The organism is Microbacterium sp. ZW T6_19 (assembly GCF_044987465.1).
Taxonomy (GTDB): Bacteria; Actinomycetota; Actinomycetes; order Actinomycetales; family Microbacteriaceae; genus Microbacterium; species Microbacterium natoriense_A.
Genome location: NZ_JBJDRH010000006.1, coordinates 34,790 through 50,260 on the forward strand (window position 1 = coordinate 34,790; position 15,471 = coordinate 50,260).

A 15,471-nucleotide genomic window follows, 5' to 3' on the forward strand; every position below is an offset into this window, starting at 1 on the left:
CGGTGCGACACTGATCGCATGGCGATCGATCCGAAGAAGACGCTCGACGCGTATCAGGCGAAGCGCGGGGAGCTCCGCGTCCTCGAGGTGCCGGCCATGCAGTACCTCATGGTCGACGGCGCCGGTGACCCGAACACGTCCGGGGAGTATGCAGATGCCCTCGCGGCGCTGTACCCCGTCGCCTACACGCTGAAGTTCGCACTGCGTGAGCAGGCCGGAATCGATGCGGTGGTCATGCCGCTCGAGGGGCTCTGGCATGCCAGCGACATGGAGTCGTTCACCACCCGGCGCGACAAGTCCGCATGGCTCTGGACGATGATGATCATGGTGCCGGAGCAGATCACGGTCGCGATGTTCGCCGAGGCGGTCGACACGGTGGCGAACAAAGCTGTGAAGAAGAAGCAGCCCCTGCCCGCGCTGCCGCTCGTGCGACTGGAGACGCTCGATGAGGGGCAGTGCGTGCAGACCCTGCACATCGGCTCTTACGACGACGAGGCTCCGGTGCTCGACGATCTGCACCATCGCTTCGTCCCCGAGAACGGGCTGCGGATGCGCGGCCGTCACCACGAGATCTACCTCAGCGACGCCCGACGGGTGGAGGCGGCGAAGCTGCGCACGATCCTCCGCCAGCCGGTGGCATCGATCAGCTGACCGCTGCGCGCTGCCGCTCCCACCGTTCGCGGGTCAGGAAGGCGAGGCGGCCCGTCTTGTCGGGAAGCTGAACGAGCGGTCCGAGTTCGAAGCCGCTCTTGACCGCGCGAGCCACTGCACGCTCGTTGCCGACGTCTGGTTCGATCACGATGCGATCCACCTCGGGGCGGGAGAAGACGAACTCGGCGATCAGGTCGGAGACGTGCCAGGAGAACCGCGGGACAGGCTCGCCGCGGTCGCCGAGGAAGAAGTGCAGGCCCGCATCGCCGGGGAGCACATCGTACGCATCGCCCAGCGGATCGTTCTCGGGCTCGTACGTCTGCAGCAGCACGATCGGCAGTCCTTCGCGACGCACGAGGAAGGCGTGGTGGCTCGCAAGGCCGTCGACGAACAGGTAGAGGTCGCGGAGCTCCTCGGGGGTCAGCTCGGCCAGACCCCAGAATCGCGAGCTCGGGCGCGTCACCCACTCGTGCAGCAGATCGAGATCGCCGACGGGGTCGAGCACGGAGATCTCGATGCGGCCCAGAGCCGCCGAGTCGTTCACGTGCACGAGGGCGCCGGCCGGGCCGGCCACCAGGCGGGCATTGCGGATGGAGGTCATGATGCTCCCGTCGGACGGTCGATGGTGAGGGCGCTCCAGTCGGTGACGACCGCGGTCGGACGGACCTCGGCCCAATCCGCGTGCTGATCGGCGAAGTGCGGTGAGGCGGGGTCGCCCGAGGCGCCGAAGGGCACGCTCCACAGACTCCGCTCACGATCCTCGAGATCCCACGCCCAGCGGGCGACCGATCCACGCCAGCTGCGATCGGTGACGCCGGGGGTCGATCCCGTGCAGCGCACCGTGTCGCCGTCGCCCGACAGAACGGTGTCGAACTCGGTGCCGGGCGCAGCGATCCCGACGACATCGGCGAGCACGTGCAGGGGCAGCATCCGGTGCGTCGCGCCCCAGGCGGAGGCCGAGGCGGCACGCTCGAGCGCGGCCCGCACCAGGTTCGCCGCCTCCGCGGCGAGCGACGGATGCTGCAGCAGGCGCGGCAGGGCCGAGGCGATCTGGCCCTCGACGGCCATCCACGGGTCGAAGACCGCGCCGAAGAGGTGCGGATCGCGCAGGGGGGACAGGATCGGATGCTGTGCGACGGCCCGCACCAGAGCGCCTCGCCAGGCTGCGAAGACCCCGGCCGCGGGAGAGCCGGCATCCATGCGCCCGTCCCACCGGGCGAGCGCGTCACGCGCTTCGGCCGCGGGCGAGGGGAGGTCGCCTGCGGGCAGCAGAGCGAGCAGCCCGGTGCGCACACCGCCCTGCGTGTCGCTCCAGACCTCGGCGAAGCCGGCGGTGCTACGCGGGCGCCGGGTCTCGAGCAGGTGCGCGATGCGCTGCGCACGATGGCGCGAGGGGTAGGCCCAACCGAGATCGATGTCCGCTCTCGCGGGGCGTTCGTTCGCATCCACCGCGAGATCCGCCACGGGGATGGCGGCAGGCAGCGTCCGAGCGGCCACCGGGGTGCCGTTCTGCAGCGCTCGACGTCGCTGGGAGCGGGGGCGGTCGGGAACGACTCCGACGGTCGCCGAAAGCACCGTGCCCGATCGGTCGGCGGCGAGCACGCGATTGACCGGGTCGACCCAGGATCCGAACGCGTCGATCACCTGACGTGCGGTGCGGGCGCGCAGGAGAGGCAGGAGCGCCGCGGCGCCCAGATCGACGTGGACGCGGGCCGGGTGGCGGATGCTCCACCCGCGCAGTTCGCCGTCATGCTCGTGCAGGTCGGTGACGATGCTTCCGCGGACGCTCTCCAGCGCCTCGACCTCGATGTCCGCTCCGCCGCGCACCCGGATCGTGGACCGCAGAACGTCGACCGGCTCCCAGCCGTTCCGCCCCCACGCCTGGTATCCGTCGCCCGTGCGGCGAAGCCGCTCCTCGAACACGTCGACGCTGTGCGCGATCGCGTTCGTGATGCCCCATGCGGAGTCTCCGGTGTGGCCGAAATGCGGCACCCCCGGCACTCCGGGGAATGCGAAGCCGACGACGTCGAACTCCTCGCACGCGAGGCGGACCTGCTGGTACACGCCGGGCAGCTCGAACAGCCGATGCGGGTCGCCGGCCAGCAGCGGCAACCCGCCCGACGTCCGCGAGCCATGCAGAGCCCAGGCGTTGCTCCCCGATGTCGGCAGCGTCTCGTCGGCATGCTCGTCCCCGGCGAACACGTCGACCCAGTCGTCGCCGATCGTGCGCGCGACGTGCTCGCGCCACAGCACATGCGGGAAGGTCGAGAACAGCACGTGAGCGACGTGCAGCACGCCGAGCGGGTCGTGGTCGTCCCACGGCGCGAGCGGGCGGGTGTCGTCGAATCTCGCGTCGAGCATGCGGAACTCTGCCGCCTGCCCGCCGAGATCGCTCATGCCGGCGCGCACGCCGGCCGCGTAGTCGCTGATGAATCGCTGCGATTCCGCGTCGAGAGCCGCGAATGCTCGCCGGGCGGTGTCATCGATCCGCGCCCGTCGCGCGAAGACGTCCCAGGCGATGCCGGCGTCGCCGATGAGCTCGGCCAGCCGGCCCTGCGCACGAAGCCGGTCGGCCTCGATCTGCCAGCCCCGGTCGCGAGCGGTGACCTCACCCTGTGCATGGGCGAGATCCCGCACATCCGTCGCGCGGATGTGCGGGATGCCCAGGCCGTCACGGAAGATCTCCGCCATCCCGTCAGACTCCCACAGCAGCCGGCTGCGGGATACGTGCCCGGCCGATCGGGTTCTCCAGGGTGCCGGCGTACAGGAGCGAGGCGGACTGGTTCGTCAGATCGACCATCCGCAGCGTGTTGCGCAGCTGCAGCCGGTTCAGGCACGAGTGCGCGAACGCGTCAGCACGCAGATCGACGCGCGACTCGAGATCCGGGTGGTCCAGAGCGTGCTCGTCGACCGTCTCGGCCACGAGCCGCCAGAACTCGGATTCGGTCAGCGTGCCGTCGACGTGCAGGATGCCGGCGAGGTGTCGCAGCACACCGTCGAACACGTCGGTGAAGATCGCGAGAGCCTTCTCCTCGTCGTCCACGGGGGAGACCGTGCGGCGCACGTCCTCCGGTACGGCGCGATCGGCGAGCAGTGCGATCTCCTCGCCGATGTCCTTCATGAACACCCCGGTCGGCACGTGATCATCGAGGACGAGGATGAGGTTCTCGCCGTGCGGCATGAACGCGAGATCGTGGGCGAGCAGGCAGTGCACGACCGGGCGGAGGTAGGCGCGCAGCGCCGCACGCACCCAGTCCTGCGCCGAGACCTCGGACGCGCGGACCAGAGCCGTGACCACCGATGCGCCCTCGCCGTCGCGGTGGAGTAGAGAGGCGAGCGTCGCCAGCCGCTGCTGCCCGCTCACCAGGGGAATCGGGCTCTCGCGCCAGAGCGCGGCGAGCATCTTCCGGTGCGCCGAGGGCTCGGCGGTGCGGTGGTACACGTCGCCCGTGTATCCGATGGATGCGCGCTCGCGGAGCACCCGGAACCCGGCGTCGCGCAGTGTGGCGTCACCCGCGACGAGCTCGGCGACCCAGTCGTTGATCGCGGGCGTGACCCGCATGTAGGCGGGGGAGAGGCCACGCAGGAATCCCATGTTCTGCACGGCCAGAGCCGTCTTCACATAGTGCCGCCCGGGGTGCGACAGATTGAACATCGTGCGCACCGACTGTTGCGCGCGGTACTCGCTCTCGCTCTCGCCGATCACGACGAGGTCGCGCCGTGCAAGGTCGGGGGCGAACGTGATCGCTGCGCGGTTCTCCCACTGCCACGGGTGCACGGGCAGCAGGTGGAAGTCCGCCGGGTCTTCGCCGAGGTCGCTGAGACGCGAGGCGAAGCTCTCGCGCTCGGTGGCGCTCAGTTCTCCCTCGAGCAGCGTCTCCTCATCGAGGCCCGCGCCGAGCGCGAGATGCGAGACGGCGCGGCGGGCGGCCACCCAGGTCATGCGGAACGGGCGACCGGCCTCTGGCGCGAACGCGGCGTGATCCGAGACGCCGAAGCCGATGCGGCCGTTGTTGGCGACGAAACCGGGATGGCCCTCTGTCATCGCCGCCTCGACGGTCTGGAAGTCGGCTCCGGCGAGAGCATCCGCCGATGGCCCGCCCTGCGCGATCTTGAACATCGATCCGGCAAGGGTCGAAGCGATCTCCTCCAGATACACCGGGAGCAGCTCGTCGGAGAGGCCGAGCGCGGGCTGCAGCTCGAGGATGAGCTCCTGCGCGTCGAGCGGCAGTGCGCGGCCACCGCGCAGGCGGCGGATGCTGGGTTCGTCGACGATCCAGTGCTCGAGCTCGGCTCGCTGCGCGTCGAAGCGGTACTCGACATCGCCCGCAGGCACGCCGAGCAGCCATCCGCCGTCAGGGTGCGGCCGGGGCGCGATCAGCCGCTCGTGACTGAACTCGGCGATGGCCTTGGCGACGAGGTGGCGCTGCGCGCGCTCGAGCGTGACAGGGGTCAGATGGGTGGCGGGGTTCATGCGCTGGCCTTTCGGTCGCGGGCGATATCGGATGCCGCGAAGTCGGCGCGCGTGCACACCGACAGCATCGCGGTCTTGAGGTGTCCGCCGTCGTCGACGGTCACCTCGCGCAGTTCGGTGAAGCCGGCGCGCACGTTCTTGCGGCGGATGCGGTCGTTCGACGCGTCCGGTTCCACGACCACGCGGTGCGCGCCGAGCTCGCCGAAGCACCACGCCATCACGGCAGCGAAGACGGCATCCGTCAGGCCGTGCCGCGGCTCGTCCGCCGGAGGCGAGATCAGCACGTGCATGCCGAGGTCGCGCGGCTGCGCATCGTGGATGCCCGTCAACAGCACTCGCGCCGGATCGTAGGTCTCGGCGTAGAACGCGGGGATGCCGTCGACGAGGCCGAGCCAGGCATCCTGATCGGGGTGCCTCGTGATCCCGCTCAAGTACTCCTCGACGGCGGCCGCATCCAGGTCTCCCATGCCCCAGAACGTCGCATGCGGGTCGGAGAGCCAGCCCTGCAGGAGCGGCGCGTCGCGCTGCGGATCGGCGGCGACGAGCGTGACGGAGGGCGCCGGCGACGAGGTCATCGGGCAGCCTCGGCCGCGAGCGCCCCCTGCGGGACGCCGAACTCCTGGAACGCGATGCGCCGCTCGATCGGATAGATCTCGCTCCCGGTGATCGAGGCGAGGATCGACGAGTTGCGCCAGGCGCCGAAGCCGAGATCGGGTGCGGTCAGGCCGTGCGTGTGCTCCTCGCCGTTCTGCACGAAGACCCGGCCGCGCCCGCCGTCGATGCTGTAGTCGCGGGCGACGTCGAGCCGACCGAGAGCGTCCCAGTCGAGGCGATCCGCGATGCCGGCGAGGAACGGCGGCGTCTCCGCCGCGTAGCCGGTGGCGAGGACCAGCGACTCGGTCTGCCTCTCGTGCTCTTCCGCCAGCTGACCGTGGCGGAGTCGGAGCCGGTAGCGCTCGCCGTCCCACTCCGCGGCGCTCACCTCGGTGTCTGCGAGCAGCGTCGTGCGCACGGGCCCGTCGGCGCTGAGACGGTAGAGCGTGTCGTAGATGTCGTCGATGAGGTCGGCCGAGATGCCCTTGTACAGGCTCCGCTGCTCACGGCCGAGATGCTGCCGCATCCCGATCGGCAGCGCGTGGAAGTGGTCGGTGTACTCGGGCGAGGTCATCTCCAGCGTGAGTTTGGTGTACTCCATCGGGAAGAACCGCGGCGACCTCGTGACCCAGTCCAGACGGTACCCGCCCTCGTGAGCGCCCTCGAGCAGGTCGCGGTAGATCTCCGCCGCCGACTGTCCGCTGCCTACAACCGTGATGGATCCGCTCGCGCGCAGCTCGTCGCGGTGCTGCATGTACTCCGAGCTGTGCACCGCGCGGCCCGCGACGTCGCGCAGCTCCTGCGGCACCGACGGCCTGGTTCCGACGCCGATCACGACGTGGCGGGCGCGCAGCTCGAGCTCCTCACCGGTGTCGGTGCGCATGGCTCGCACCACGTAGAGGTCCTCTGCGGCGTCGTGCTCGATCCGGACGACCTCGTGATTCCATCGCAGTTCGGGCAGGCGGCTCGTCGCCCAGCGGCAGTAGGCGTCGTACTCGGCGCGCAGCGCGTAGAAGCTCTCGCGGATGTAGAAGGGATACAGCCGGCCGGTGTGCTTCAGCCAGTTCAGGAACGAGAACTCGGAGGTGGGGTCGGCCATCGTCACGAGGTCGGCGAGGAACGGCACTTGGATCGTCGATCCCTCGATCATCATGCCGTGGTGCCAGCGGAACTCCTCTGCCCGATCGAGGAACACGGCGTCGAGCCCGGTGGGATGCGCGAGGCAGGCGAGCCCGAGGTTGAAGGGGCCGATGCCGACGCCGATGAGATCGTGCACGTGCCCGGTCATGCGTCGGCCCCGATCAGCTCGGAGCCGATGCCGGCGAGGGTCGTGGCCGCGTCCTTCACCATGTCGAGGATCGCCCTCACGTCCGCGAGCGTGGTCTCGGGATTCAGCAGCGTGAGCTTGAGGCACGGACGTCCGTCGATCACGGTCTTCGCGACGAGCGCGCGACCCGACTCGAACAGCACGCGCCGCACGCCGGCGACGAGCGCGTCTCGCTCTTCGGACGAGGTTCCTTCCGTCCGCAGCCGGAACAGCACGGTGCTGAGCTGCGACCGCCCGACGAGCTCGAGTTCGTCATCCGCGTCCACCGCATCGGCCACGGTCGCCGCCAGGTCGATCACGGTGTCGAACATCTCGCCGATGCGGTCGGCTCCGATCGCGCGGAGCGACACCCACAGCTTGAGCGCGTCGAAGCGCCGCGTGGTCTGCAGCGACTTGTCGACCTGATTGGGCTCGTCGTTCTCCAGGGGGTTCAGGTAGTCGGCGTGCCAGGCTCCAGCCGCCAGATCTCGGGGTTCGCGCACGAGGATCGCGCTCGACGAGACAGGCTGGAAGAAGCTCTTGTGGAAGTCCACGGTCACGGACCTCGCCCGCTCGATCCCGTCGAGCAGATCGCGGCGTCGGCGCGAGACGAGGAGCCCGCCGCCGTAGGCGGCATCGACGTGGAGCCAGACGCGGTGGGCGTCGCATACGGCGGCTACCGCGGCGAGGGGATCGATGACCCCACGGTCGGTGGTGCCGGCGGTCGCGACGACGGCCATCGGCAGACGGCCGGATGCCAGGGCCGAGGCCACCGCGTCGTCGAGGGCGGCAGGCAGCATCCGTCCTTCGCCGTCATCCGCGACGGTGATCACCGCGTCGTCGGAGAGTCCCAGCAGCAGCGCCGACTTGCCGACGCTGAAGTGGCTCGAGGCCGTCGCGAACACGACGAGCCGAGGCAGCGCGTGCGCCCGCTCTGTGCGGGCGTCGGCGATCGCCGCCTCGCGAGCCAGGAACAGGGCGTGCAGGTTCGACTGCGTACCGCCGGAGGTGAAGACGCCGTCGCCCGCGCTGAAGCCGGCCCAGCCGGTTGCGACGTCGATCAGCCGTCGCTCCATCAGCGTGCCTGCGGTGGACTGGTCGTACGTGTCGACCGACGGGTTGACCGCCGCGAGAACGGCCTCCGCGGCTACCGCGGGGAGGGCGACGGGGCAGTTGAGATGGGCGGCGTACGCGGGGTGGTGGAACCAGACGGCGTTCGCGAGGAACAGCTCGTCGATCTCGCGGATGGCGGCCTGCGTGCCGACTCCAGGGGTGGCTAGGTCGACCGCGTCGACCTGCTTCTGCAGCTCGGCGCGCGACGCGCCCGATGTCGGCTGCGTCGTCTCCGCGAAGCGCGTCGCGACGCGGGAGGTGGTCTGGGCGACGATCGATCGATAGAGATCGGCCGTGGACGAGGTGAGCAGCTCAGGCACCGATTCGACTCCTTATGTTAGGTTTGCCTAGCCTACATAATCGACTCTATGGATGACGTCACAGAGTCGTTGAGAGAGCGTCGACCCGCGGAAGCAAGCCCCTCCTCGTCTCGGACCGGGCCGGATATTCTGCCCGGGTGACCACCGCAAAGAGCACCGCGAGAGCAGCGAGAAGTTCCACGCTCTTCCGCAGGGCCGCGCGCGCCGGATACGTGGTCCTGGGGGTCGTGCACGTCATCATCGGAGCGCTCGCCGTGTCGATCGCGCTCGGCGCGGGAGGCGACGCCGATCAGGACGGGGCGATGGAGCAGATCCGGAGCACGCCGATCGGCGGCGCCCTGCTGTGGTGCGTGGCCGCTGGACTCGCCGCGCTCGCCGTGTGGCAGATCGCGGCGGCAGTGGTCGCCGCGGCTCCCGATGAGGCGAAGAGATGGGGACGGCGCGTCACGCTGCTCGGCGCGGCAGTCGCCTACCTCGTGATCGCCGGCATGGCTGCGGTGTATGCGGTGGGCGGCAGCGCCGATTCGGAGGAGGCCACGCAGACGCTCAGCGCTCGGGTGATGTCGGCCCCTGGCGGGCTCGTCCTCATCGTGCTGCTCGGGATCGGGGTGATCGGCGTCGGCGTCGGCTTCGTCGTCGGCGGTCTCAGACGGGTCTTCGAGAAGACCATGGATCTGCCAGACGGGGGAGCCCGCAACGGCGTGGTGACCCTCGGCGTGATCGGGTACATCGCCAAGGGCGTCGCCGTCGCGCTGACGGGAGCGCTCTTCGTGGTCGCGGCCTGGACTCAGGACCCGGACAAGGCGGCGGGTCTGGATGCCGCGCTGCACAGCCTCGCGGCTCTGCCGCTGGGCCGTCTCGCCCTGCTCCTGACGGGGGCCGGCCTCGCGGTCTACGGCGTGTTCTGCTTCGCTCGGGCACGCCTCGCCCGGATGTGACGAAGCGGGAGGATCAGGCTGGCGCCGGCTTCTCGTTCCACAGCAGCAGGAATGCGCCGAGGACGATCATGAGAGCACCGCCGGCGGTGCTCATCGTCTGGAGCCGCCGCGGCGAGCGACCGAACCAGTCGCGGGCGGCGCTCGCGAGGAGCACCCAGATCGCGTCGCACGCGACGCCGATCGTCACGGTGATGGCACCGAGGACGAACAGCTGCATCGGCACCGACCCCGCCGGAAGATCGACGAATTGCGGAAGTATCGCGAGGAAGAACGCGATCGACTTCGGATTCGTCACGCCGACCACGAACCCCTCCCGCAGCAGCCGTGCGCCCGACCGGCGCGGCTGCGCGCCGGTGACGGAGTCGGCGGCATCCTTCCGATGCCTGATCGCCTGGATCCCGAGGAAGACGAGGTACCCCGCCCCGATCACCTTGACGACCGTGAACAGCACGACGGACTGCGCGATGACCGTGCCGACGCCCAGCGCGACACCGGCCACGAGCACCAGCGAGCCGATCGCCGTGCCGAGGATGCTGAGGAATCCGCCCACCCGGCCCAACGCCATGGCGCGTCCGATCGTGAACAGCACGGTCGGCCCTGGGATGGCCACCATGACGAGGGCAGCGATCACGAATGTCGTGAGTGTCTCCGCGCTGAACATGGGGGCGAGCATACGGCACCTCGGTGCGCTCAGGCCTCGGCCGGGGGATGAGGGCGACCGCGACGGCCGCCCTCATCGCGTCTCAGACCGAACCCCAGAAGCGGTCCTCCGCGTCCTGGTCCTCACTGATGAGCCACACCTCGGCGATGCGGCCGTCTGCGATCCGGAAGACGTCGACTCCGTTCTGATCGAGGTCCTCCGCGCCGGCTCGCTGAGCGCGGAAACGCACCGTGGCCGCGACGAGGTCGCCGCTCTCGGTCGCGGAATCCGTCTCCAGAACGAAGGTGCCGCCGCTGAGCTCCATGAGGCGGCCGAGATGGGCGAGGATCGCCGCCGGGCCGACGTGGTCTCCCGACGCCTGGTGCGCACCGGGCTGGTGCCACACCGCATCCGCTCCGAAGGTCGCCGCCAGCGCCTCCATGTCTCCGGCAGCCAACGCCGCCCCGTACTGTCCGACCACATCGATCGCCGACATGATGATCCTCCTTCGACTCGGTACTCTGGGCACCCAGCCTCTCGAGCGCGGGCTGGTCACCTCAACGTCACCGAACGGAGCATCCGATGCCCAGGGACTGGACCGTCTTCTCGGAGCGATGCCCCTCCAGGGCGTCGCTCGCACGCATCGCGAACAAGTGGACGGCGATGATCGTGGTCCTGCTGCACGAGCAGCCGCTGCGGTTCGGCGAGCTGCACGGTTCGGTGGAGGGCATCACCAAGAAGGTTCTCGTCGACACGCTGCGAGCACTGGAGCGCGACGGGATGCTCGAGCGCGCCGCTGACGAAGACGGGCATGTGCGATATCGGCTCACTCCGCTGGGGCGGACCCTGCACGAGCCGCTGCAGGCGCTGCGCATCTGGGCCGAATCGCACGTGGACGACGTTCTCGCCGCGCAGGACAGCTACGACGAAGCGGCCGACGAGCGGGTGCTCGGCGGCCGCTGAGTCGAGATCAGGCATCTCGACGGCGAGGGCGCTGATCGGGTGGGCGGCTATCTCTGCGCAGGCAGCACGTGCTCCCCGGTCTTGTCCGTCGCGAGCGACAGAGACGAGATGTACTGCGTTTCGCCGTCGGGCCCGGGGACGGCTGACGCGATCATGTCTGGCCGCTCGAACTCGATGCCGGTCGCGAGGTCCATCAAGCGTTCGTCGCTGGGGTTGCCGTCATCGTCGAGCATCGGCAGATCGATGCCGTCGTCGGTGCGCCGCAGGTAGTAGCGGCCCTTCGTGATGATCGCCATCACGGGAGTCGCGACGAACGCGATCAGCACGGCGAACATCGGCGAGAAGGGCTGGACGCCCGGCCCGAACGCTCCGAAGAACATCGCGATCGAGATGCCGCCGGACAGAGCGAGCGAGACGACGCCGACCGGGTTCCACGCATAGAGCATGCCGCGGCGGAACTCGGGCTGCTTGGGCGACAGCTTCAGCAGGTATTTGTTGATCGCGATGTCGGTCGCCACCGTCACGATCCACGCCATTCCGAGGTTCGCGTAGAAGCCCAGGATGGTGTTGAGGAAGTCGAACATGTTCGATTCCATGAGGATCAGCGCGATCGCGAGGTTCACCAGGACGAAGATCATGCGGCCGGGGTAGGTCTTGGTGATGCGCGTGTAGGAGTTGGTCCAGGCGAGCGACCCGGAGTAGGCGTTCGTGACGTTGATCTTGATCTGGGAGATCACCACGAGGATGACCGCGAGCGTCATCGCGAGCCAGCCGGGCATCATCTGCTCGTAGATCCCGAGGAACTGGTGCACGGGTTCGTTCGCCGTCGCCGCGGCCTCGGGGTCGAGGCTCGCGATGAGGTAGACCGCGAGGAAGAGGCCGATCGCCTGCTTGAGAGCGCCGAAGATCACCCACCCGGGACCCGCGAGGATGACCGCGCCCCACCACCGGCGTCGGTTCGCCTCGGTCTTGGGAGGCATGAACCGGAGGTAGTCGATCTGCTCGGCGATCTGGGCGATCAGCGAGAGGCAGACGCCCGCGGCGAGCATGACCGAGGACAGCGAGAGCGAGCCGTCGCCCTGTCCCTTGAAGTCGAAGAACTCGCCGACCGACGAGGGGTTGGCGATGACCAGGTAGGCGAACGGGATCACCATCAGGATCAGCCACAGCGGTGTGGTCCACACCTGCAGCTTCGAGAGCGCGCGCATGCCGTAGATCACGAGGGGGATCACGAGGATCGTCGAGACCGCGTAGCCGATCCACACCGGGATTCCCAGCCCGAGCTGGAGGCCCTGCGCCATGATCGATCCTTCGAGGGCGAAGAAGATGAACGTGAAGGTGGCGAAGATCACGTTCGTGATGACCGAGCCGTAGTAGCCGAAGCCGGAGCCTCGGGTGATCAGGTCGAGGTCGATGTTGTAGCGGGCGGCGTAGTAGGCGAGGGGGATGCCGGTGACGAAGATCACCACGGCGGCGACCGCGATGCCCAGGAGGGCGTTGATCGTGCCGTGCGTGATGCCGATGTTCGCCCCGATCGAGAAGTCGGCGAGATAGGCGATGCCGCCCAACGCGCTGGTGGCGACGACCCCCGGACCCCACTTTCGGTACGAGCGCGGGGCGAAACGCAGCGTGTAGTCCTCGAGGCTCTCCTTCGTCGCGGCCCTGGCGTCGGCGGAACCGCGGTCGTGGATGTCGGTGGGAGGAAGCGCCGGCGGCGCATCGTCGGTCGTCGGACGGGTGATCTCCGTGGTCATGCCCGGTCTCCGTTCGTCTCGGGGCGGGCGGACGCCGGGGCGCTGCCCACGACGGCGTGGTGAGAATCGGCGGCGATCCGCACCCCTCGGGCGAACGACCTCGGGGAGCGGCCTCGACGCCGAGGGTGGTTCGCGCTCTCGTACCGGTGAGGGCGTGCTGCCAGTGTGGGCCCGCGCGCCCGCGCCGCGATTTCGCCGGTGTTGCGATCGCGTTAACTCTTCTTCGGCATGCCGCCAGTTCGCGCGGATCCGCATCCGGCGGCGGTCGCCGCCCCGTTTCCGGTGTGGCAGATTTCTTCCAGGCGCACGCTGCCGGGCGCCGGGAAGACGGAAGGAGCCGCGGTGCATCTGACACCCGCTGACACGGAGAAGCTGCTCCTCGCGGTCGCCGGCATGGTCGCCCGTGACCGGCGTGAGCGCGGGGTGCTCTTGAACCATCCCGAGACGGTCGCGCTGCTGTCGACCTGGGTCATCGAGCGCGCCAGAGAGGGCGCCGACGTGGCGGGGCTGATGGACGAGGGGCGCAAGGTCCTCACCCGAGCCGAGGTCATGCCCGGCGTCCCCGAGATGCTGCACGACGTGCAGGTCGAGGCGACGTTCCCCGACGGGCGCAAGCTCGTGACGATCCATCATCCGATCGACTGAAGGCGGACTCCATGAGCTCAGGCATCTCAGAAGGCCCCGGCGGGCTGCGCGTGCGCCCCGGCACGATCGAGCTGAATGCGGATCGCACCGCCGAGGAGCGCAGGAGCTTCGTGTTCGTCAACACCGGAGACCGCCCGATCCAGGTCGGCTCGCACCTGCACCTCCCCGACGCGAACACCGCGCTGTCCTTCGACAGAGAGGCCGCCCACGGATTCCGTCTCGACATCCCGTCCGGAACGTCCGAACGCTTCGAACCCGGTGCGTCGCGGGCGCTGGACGCCGTGGCGCTGCGCGGTGCGCGGCGCGTCCCCGGTCTGCAGCTCGCGCGCGCAGCCCATCCGCTCCTCGACGACCCGGAGGCCGACTGATGGTGCACATCGACAGGGAGCGCTACGCCGCCATCTACGGTCCGACCGCGGGCGATCAGGTGCGGCTGGGCGACACCGACCTCTGGATCGAGATCGAGGAAGACCTGACCGCGGGCGGTGAGGAAGCCGTCTTCGGCGGCGGCAAGTCGATCCGCGAATCCATGGCGCAGTCCACGCGCACGCGGGCGGAGGGTGCTCTCGACACGGTCATCACGAACGTGATCATCCTGGAATGGTGGGGCATCATCCGCGCCGACGTCGGGATCCGCGACGGCCGGATCGTCGCGCTCGGCCGCGCCGGGAACCCCGACATCGCCGACGGGGTGGATCCCCGCCTCATCATCGGGCCGTCCACCGACGTGATCTCGGGGGAGGGCCGCATCCTGACCGCCGGGGCGATCGACTCGCACGTGCACCTGCTCTCGCCGTCTCAGGTGCACGAGGCGCTCGCGACCGGTATCACCACGATCGTCGGCGGAGGCACGGGTCCCTCGGAGGGCTCGAAGGCGACCACGGTCACGCCCGGAGCGTGGCACCTCGCCACGATGCACCGGTCGCTGGATGCTCTGCCCGTCAACTTCCTGCTGCTGGGCAAAGGCAACACGGTCTCGGCCGAAGCGCTCGCCGAGCAGGCGCGGGCGGGGGCCGCGGGCTTCAAGGTGCACGAGGACTGGGGCTCGAGTCCGGCCGCGATCGATGCGGCTCTGAGAGCAGCCGACGATTGGGGCCTCCAGGTCGCGCTGCACTCCGACTCGCTCAACGAGACGGGATACGTCGAGTCCACCGTGGCCGCGATCGCCGAGCGCTCGATCCACGCCTTCCACGTCGAGGGCGCGGGCGGCGGTCACGCCCCCGACATCCTCGCGATCGCGTCTTTGCCGTATGTGATCCCCGGCTCGACGAATCCGACCCTGCCGCACACCGTGAACACGGTGGCGGAGCACCTCGACATGCTGATGGTCTGCCACCATCTCAACCCCGCCGTGCCCGAGGATCTCGCCTTCGCGGAATCGCGGATCCGCGGCACGACGATCGCCGCCGAAGACATCCTGCACGACATGGGCGCGCTGTCGGTGACCTCCTCCGACGCGCAGGCGATGGGCCGCATCGGCGAGGTCATCACCCGCACCTGGCAGGTCGCGCACGTCATGAAGGCGCGCCGAGGGTCGCTCGGCACATCGCTCCCCGCCGACAACGAACGCGCGCGTCGCTACGTCGCGAAGTACACCATCAATCCGGCGGTCGCCCACGGCATCGACCACGAGGTCGGATCGATCGAGGCCGGCAAGCTCGCGGATCTGGTGCTGTGGGATCCCGCCTTCTTCGGCATCCGCCCTGCGGTCGTGATCAAGGGCGGCGGCATCGTGTGGGCCGCGCTCGGCGATCCGAACGCGTCGATCCCCACACCGCAGCCCGTGCTCATGCGACCGGCGTTCCTCGCCGCGGCCGGAGCCGAGCACTCGGTGACCTTCGTGTCGCCGGCCGCGCTCGACGCCGGGCTGGCGGATGAGCTCGGCCTGCGACGTCGGCTGATGGGCGTTCGTCCGACCCGCGGCATCGGCAAGGCCGACATGCGCAACAACGACGCGCTGCCGAGGATCGACATCGATCCCGACACGTTCCGCATCGACATCGACGGCGAAGAGGTGCACCCGGCGCCGGCGTCGATCCTTCCGCTCGCGCAGCTCTACTCGATGTTCTGAGC

At 69.4% G+C, this 15,471-nt stretch carries 15 protein-coding genes; 6 read left to right on the forward strand and 9 right to left on the reverse strand.

The annotated features are described in order from the left end of the window. Nucleotides 1-18: 18 nt before the first annotated feature. Nucleotides 19-651 carry a GyrI-like domain-containing protein gene (locus ACI3KT_RS10480; protein WP_404904112.1) on the forward strand — a complete coding sequence of 211 codons (633 nt, stop codon included), beginning with the start codon at nucleotides 19-21 and terminating at the stop codon, nucleotides 649-651. Here ACI3KT_RS10480 and ACI3KT_RS10485 read toward each other — a convergent pair. Genes ACI3KT_RS10485 through ACI3KT_RS10510 form a run of 6 tightly spaced genes read right to left on the reverse strand, consistent with a single transcriptional unit; the run spans nucleotide 644 to nucleotide 8,458 of the window. After that, nucleotides 644-1,252 carry a GNAT family N-acetyltransferase gene (locus tag ACI3KT_RS10485; protein ID WP_307294574.1) on the reverse strand — a complete coding sequence of 203 codons (609 nt, stop codon included), beginning with the start codon at nucleotides 1,250-1,252 and terminating at the stop codon, nucleotides 644-646. The two genes, ACI3KT_RS10480 and ACI3KT_RS10485, sit on opposite strands and share 8 nt — an antisense overlap. Beyond that, nucleotides 1,249-3,342, reverse strand: a complete 2,094-nt coding sequence (locus ACI3KT_RS10490; RefSeq protein WP_404904113.1) for a penicillin acylase family protein — start codon at nucleotides 3,340-3,342, stop codon at nucleotides 1,249-1,251. Before ACI3KT_RS10490 ends, ACI3KT_RS10485 begins: the two co-directional genes overlap by 4 nt. A 4-nt stretch (nucleotides 3,343-3,346) precedes the next feature. Then, complete coding sequence (locus tag ACI3KT_RS10495) at nucleotides 3,347-5,125, reverse strand: IucA/IucC family protein (RefSeq protein WP_404904114.1); 1,779 nt, start codon at nucleotides 5,123-5,125, stop codon at nucleotides 3,347-3,349. Continuing rightward, nucleotides 5,122-5,700, reverse strand: coding sequence for a GNAT family N-acetyltransferase (locus tag ACI3KT_RS10500; RefSeq protein WP_404904116.1), 579 nt, complete (start codon nucleotides 5,698-5,700; stop codon nucleotides 5,122-5,124). The genes ACI3KT_RS10495 and ACI3KT_RS10500 overlap by 4 nt, the downstream gene beginning before the upstream one ends. Beyond that, complete coding sequence (locus ACI3KT_RS10505) at nucleotides 5,697-7,007, reverse strand: lysine N(6)-hydroxylase/L-ornithine N(5)-oxygenase family protein (protein ID WP_404904118.1); 1,311 nt, start codon at nucleotides 7,005-7,007, stop codon at nucleotides 5,697-5,699. The genes ACI3KT_RS10500 and ACI3KT_RS10505 overlap by 4 nt, the downstream gene beginning before the upstream one ends. Next, on the reverse strand, nucleotides 7,004-8,458 hold the full coding sequence (locus ACI3KT_RS10510) for a pyridoxal phosphate-dependent decarboxylase family protein (protein WP_404904119.1): 1,455 nt from the start codon (nucleotides 8,456-8,458) through the stop codon (nucleotides 7,004-7,006). The genes ACI3KT_RS10505 and ACI3KT_RS10510 overlap by 4 nt, the downstream gene beginning before the upstream one ends. A 137-nt stretch (nucleotides 8,459-8,595) precedes the next feature. Between ACI3KT_RS10510 and ACI3KT_RS10515 the strand changes: the two genes are divergently transcribed. After that, entirely contained in the window at nucleotides 8,596-9,396 is an 801-nt protein-coding gene (locus ACI3KT_RS10515; protein WP_404904121.1) for a DUF1206 domain-containing protein, read from the forward strand. Between the two features lie 13 nt (nucleotides 9,397-9,409). On the opposite strand, the gene ACI3KT_RS10520 is transcribed toward ACI3KT_RS10515, so the two are convergent. Both ACI3KT_RS10520 and ACI3KT_RS10525 read right to left on the reverse strand, forming a co-directional pair. Continuing rightward, nucleotides 9,410-10,057, reverse strand: coding sequence for a LysE family translocator (locus ACI3KT_RS10520; protein WP_292905919.1), 648 nt, complete (start codon nucleotides 10,055-10,057; stop codon nucleotides 9,410-9,412). A gap of 82 nt (nucleotides 10,058-10,139) precedes the next feature. Next, nucleotides 10,140-10,532, reverse strand: coding sequence for a nuclear transport factor 2 family protein (locus tag ACI3KT_RS10525; protein WP_404904123.1), 393 nt, complete (start codon nucleotides 10,530-10,532; stop codon nucleotides 10,140-10,142). 86 nt (nucleotides 10,533-10,618) lie between these two features. Here ACI3KT_RS10525 and ACI3KT_RS10530 point away from each other — a divergent pair, with 86 nt between their 5' ends. Further along, entirely contained in the window at nucleotides 10,619-10,999 is a 381-nt protein-coding gene (locus ACI3KT_RS10530; protein WP_292905921.1) for a helix-turn-helix domain-containing protein, read from the forward strand. A gap of 47 nt (nucleotides 11,000-11,046) precedes the next feature. Here ACI3KT_RS10530 and ACI3KT_RS10535 read toward each other — a convergent pair whose 3' ends face one another. Continuing rightward, nucleotides 11,047-12,753: a cytosine permease gene (locus ACI3KT_RS10535; RefSeq protein WP_307294589.1), complete on the reverse strand. Its 1,707-nt coding sequence runs from the start codon at nucleotides 12,751-12,753 to the stop codon at nucleotides 11,047-11,049. Nucleotides 12,754-13,095: 342 nt separating this feature from the next. On the opposite strand from ACI3KT_RS10535, the gene ACI3KT_RS10540 reads away from it, so the two are divergent. From ACI3KT_RS10540 to ACI3KT_RS10550, 3 genes are read left to right on the forward strand one after another with little or no spacing between them, the layout of a single operon-like run. After that, the gene (locus ACI3KT_RS10540; protein ID WP_292905923.1) at nucleotides 13,096-13,398 is read left to right on the forward strand and encodes an urease subunit gamma; all 303 of its coding nucleotides are present in this window, start codon (nucleotides 13,096-13,098) and stop codon (nucleotides 13,396-13,398) included. An 11-nt stretch (nucleotides 13,399-13,409) separates the two neighbouring features. Continuing rightward, nucleotides 13,410-13,766, forward strand: coding sequence for an urease subunit beta (gene ureB, locus ACI3KT_RS10545; RefSeq protein WP_404904124.1), 357 nt, complete (start codon nucleotides 13,410-13,412; stop codon nucleotides 13,764-13,766). Then, on the forward strand, nucleotides 13,766-15,469 hold the full coding sequence (locus ACI3KT_RS10550) for an urease subunit alpha (RefSeq protein WP_404904126.1): 1,704 nt from the start codon (nucleotides 13,766-13,768) through the stop codon (nucleotides 15,467-15,469). The genes ureB and ACI3KT_RS10550 overlap by 1 nt, the downstream gene beginning before the upstream one ends. Nucleotides 15,470-15,471 lie beyond the last annotated feature (2 nt).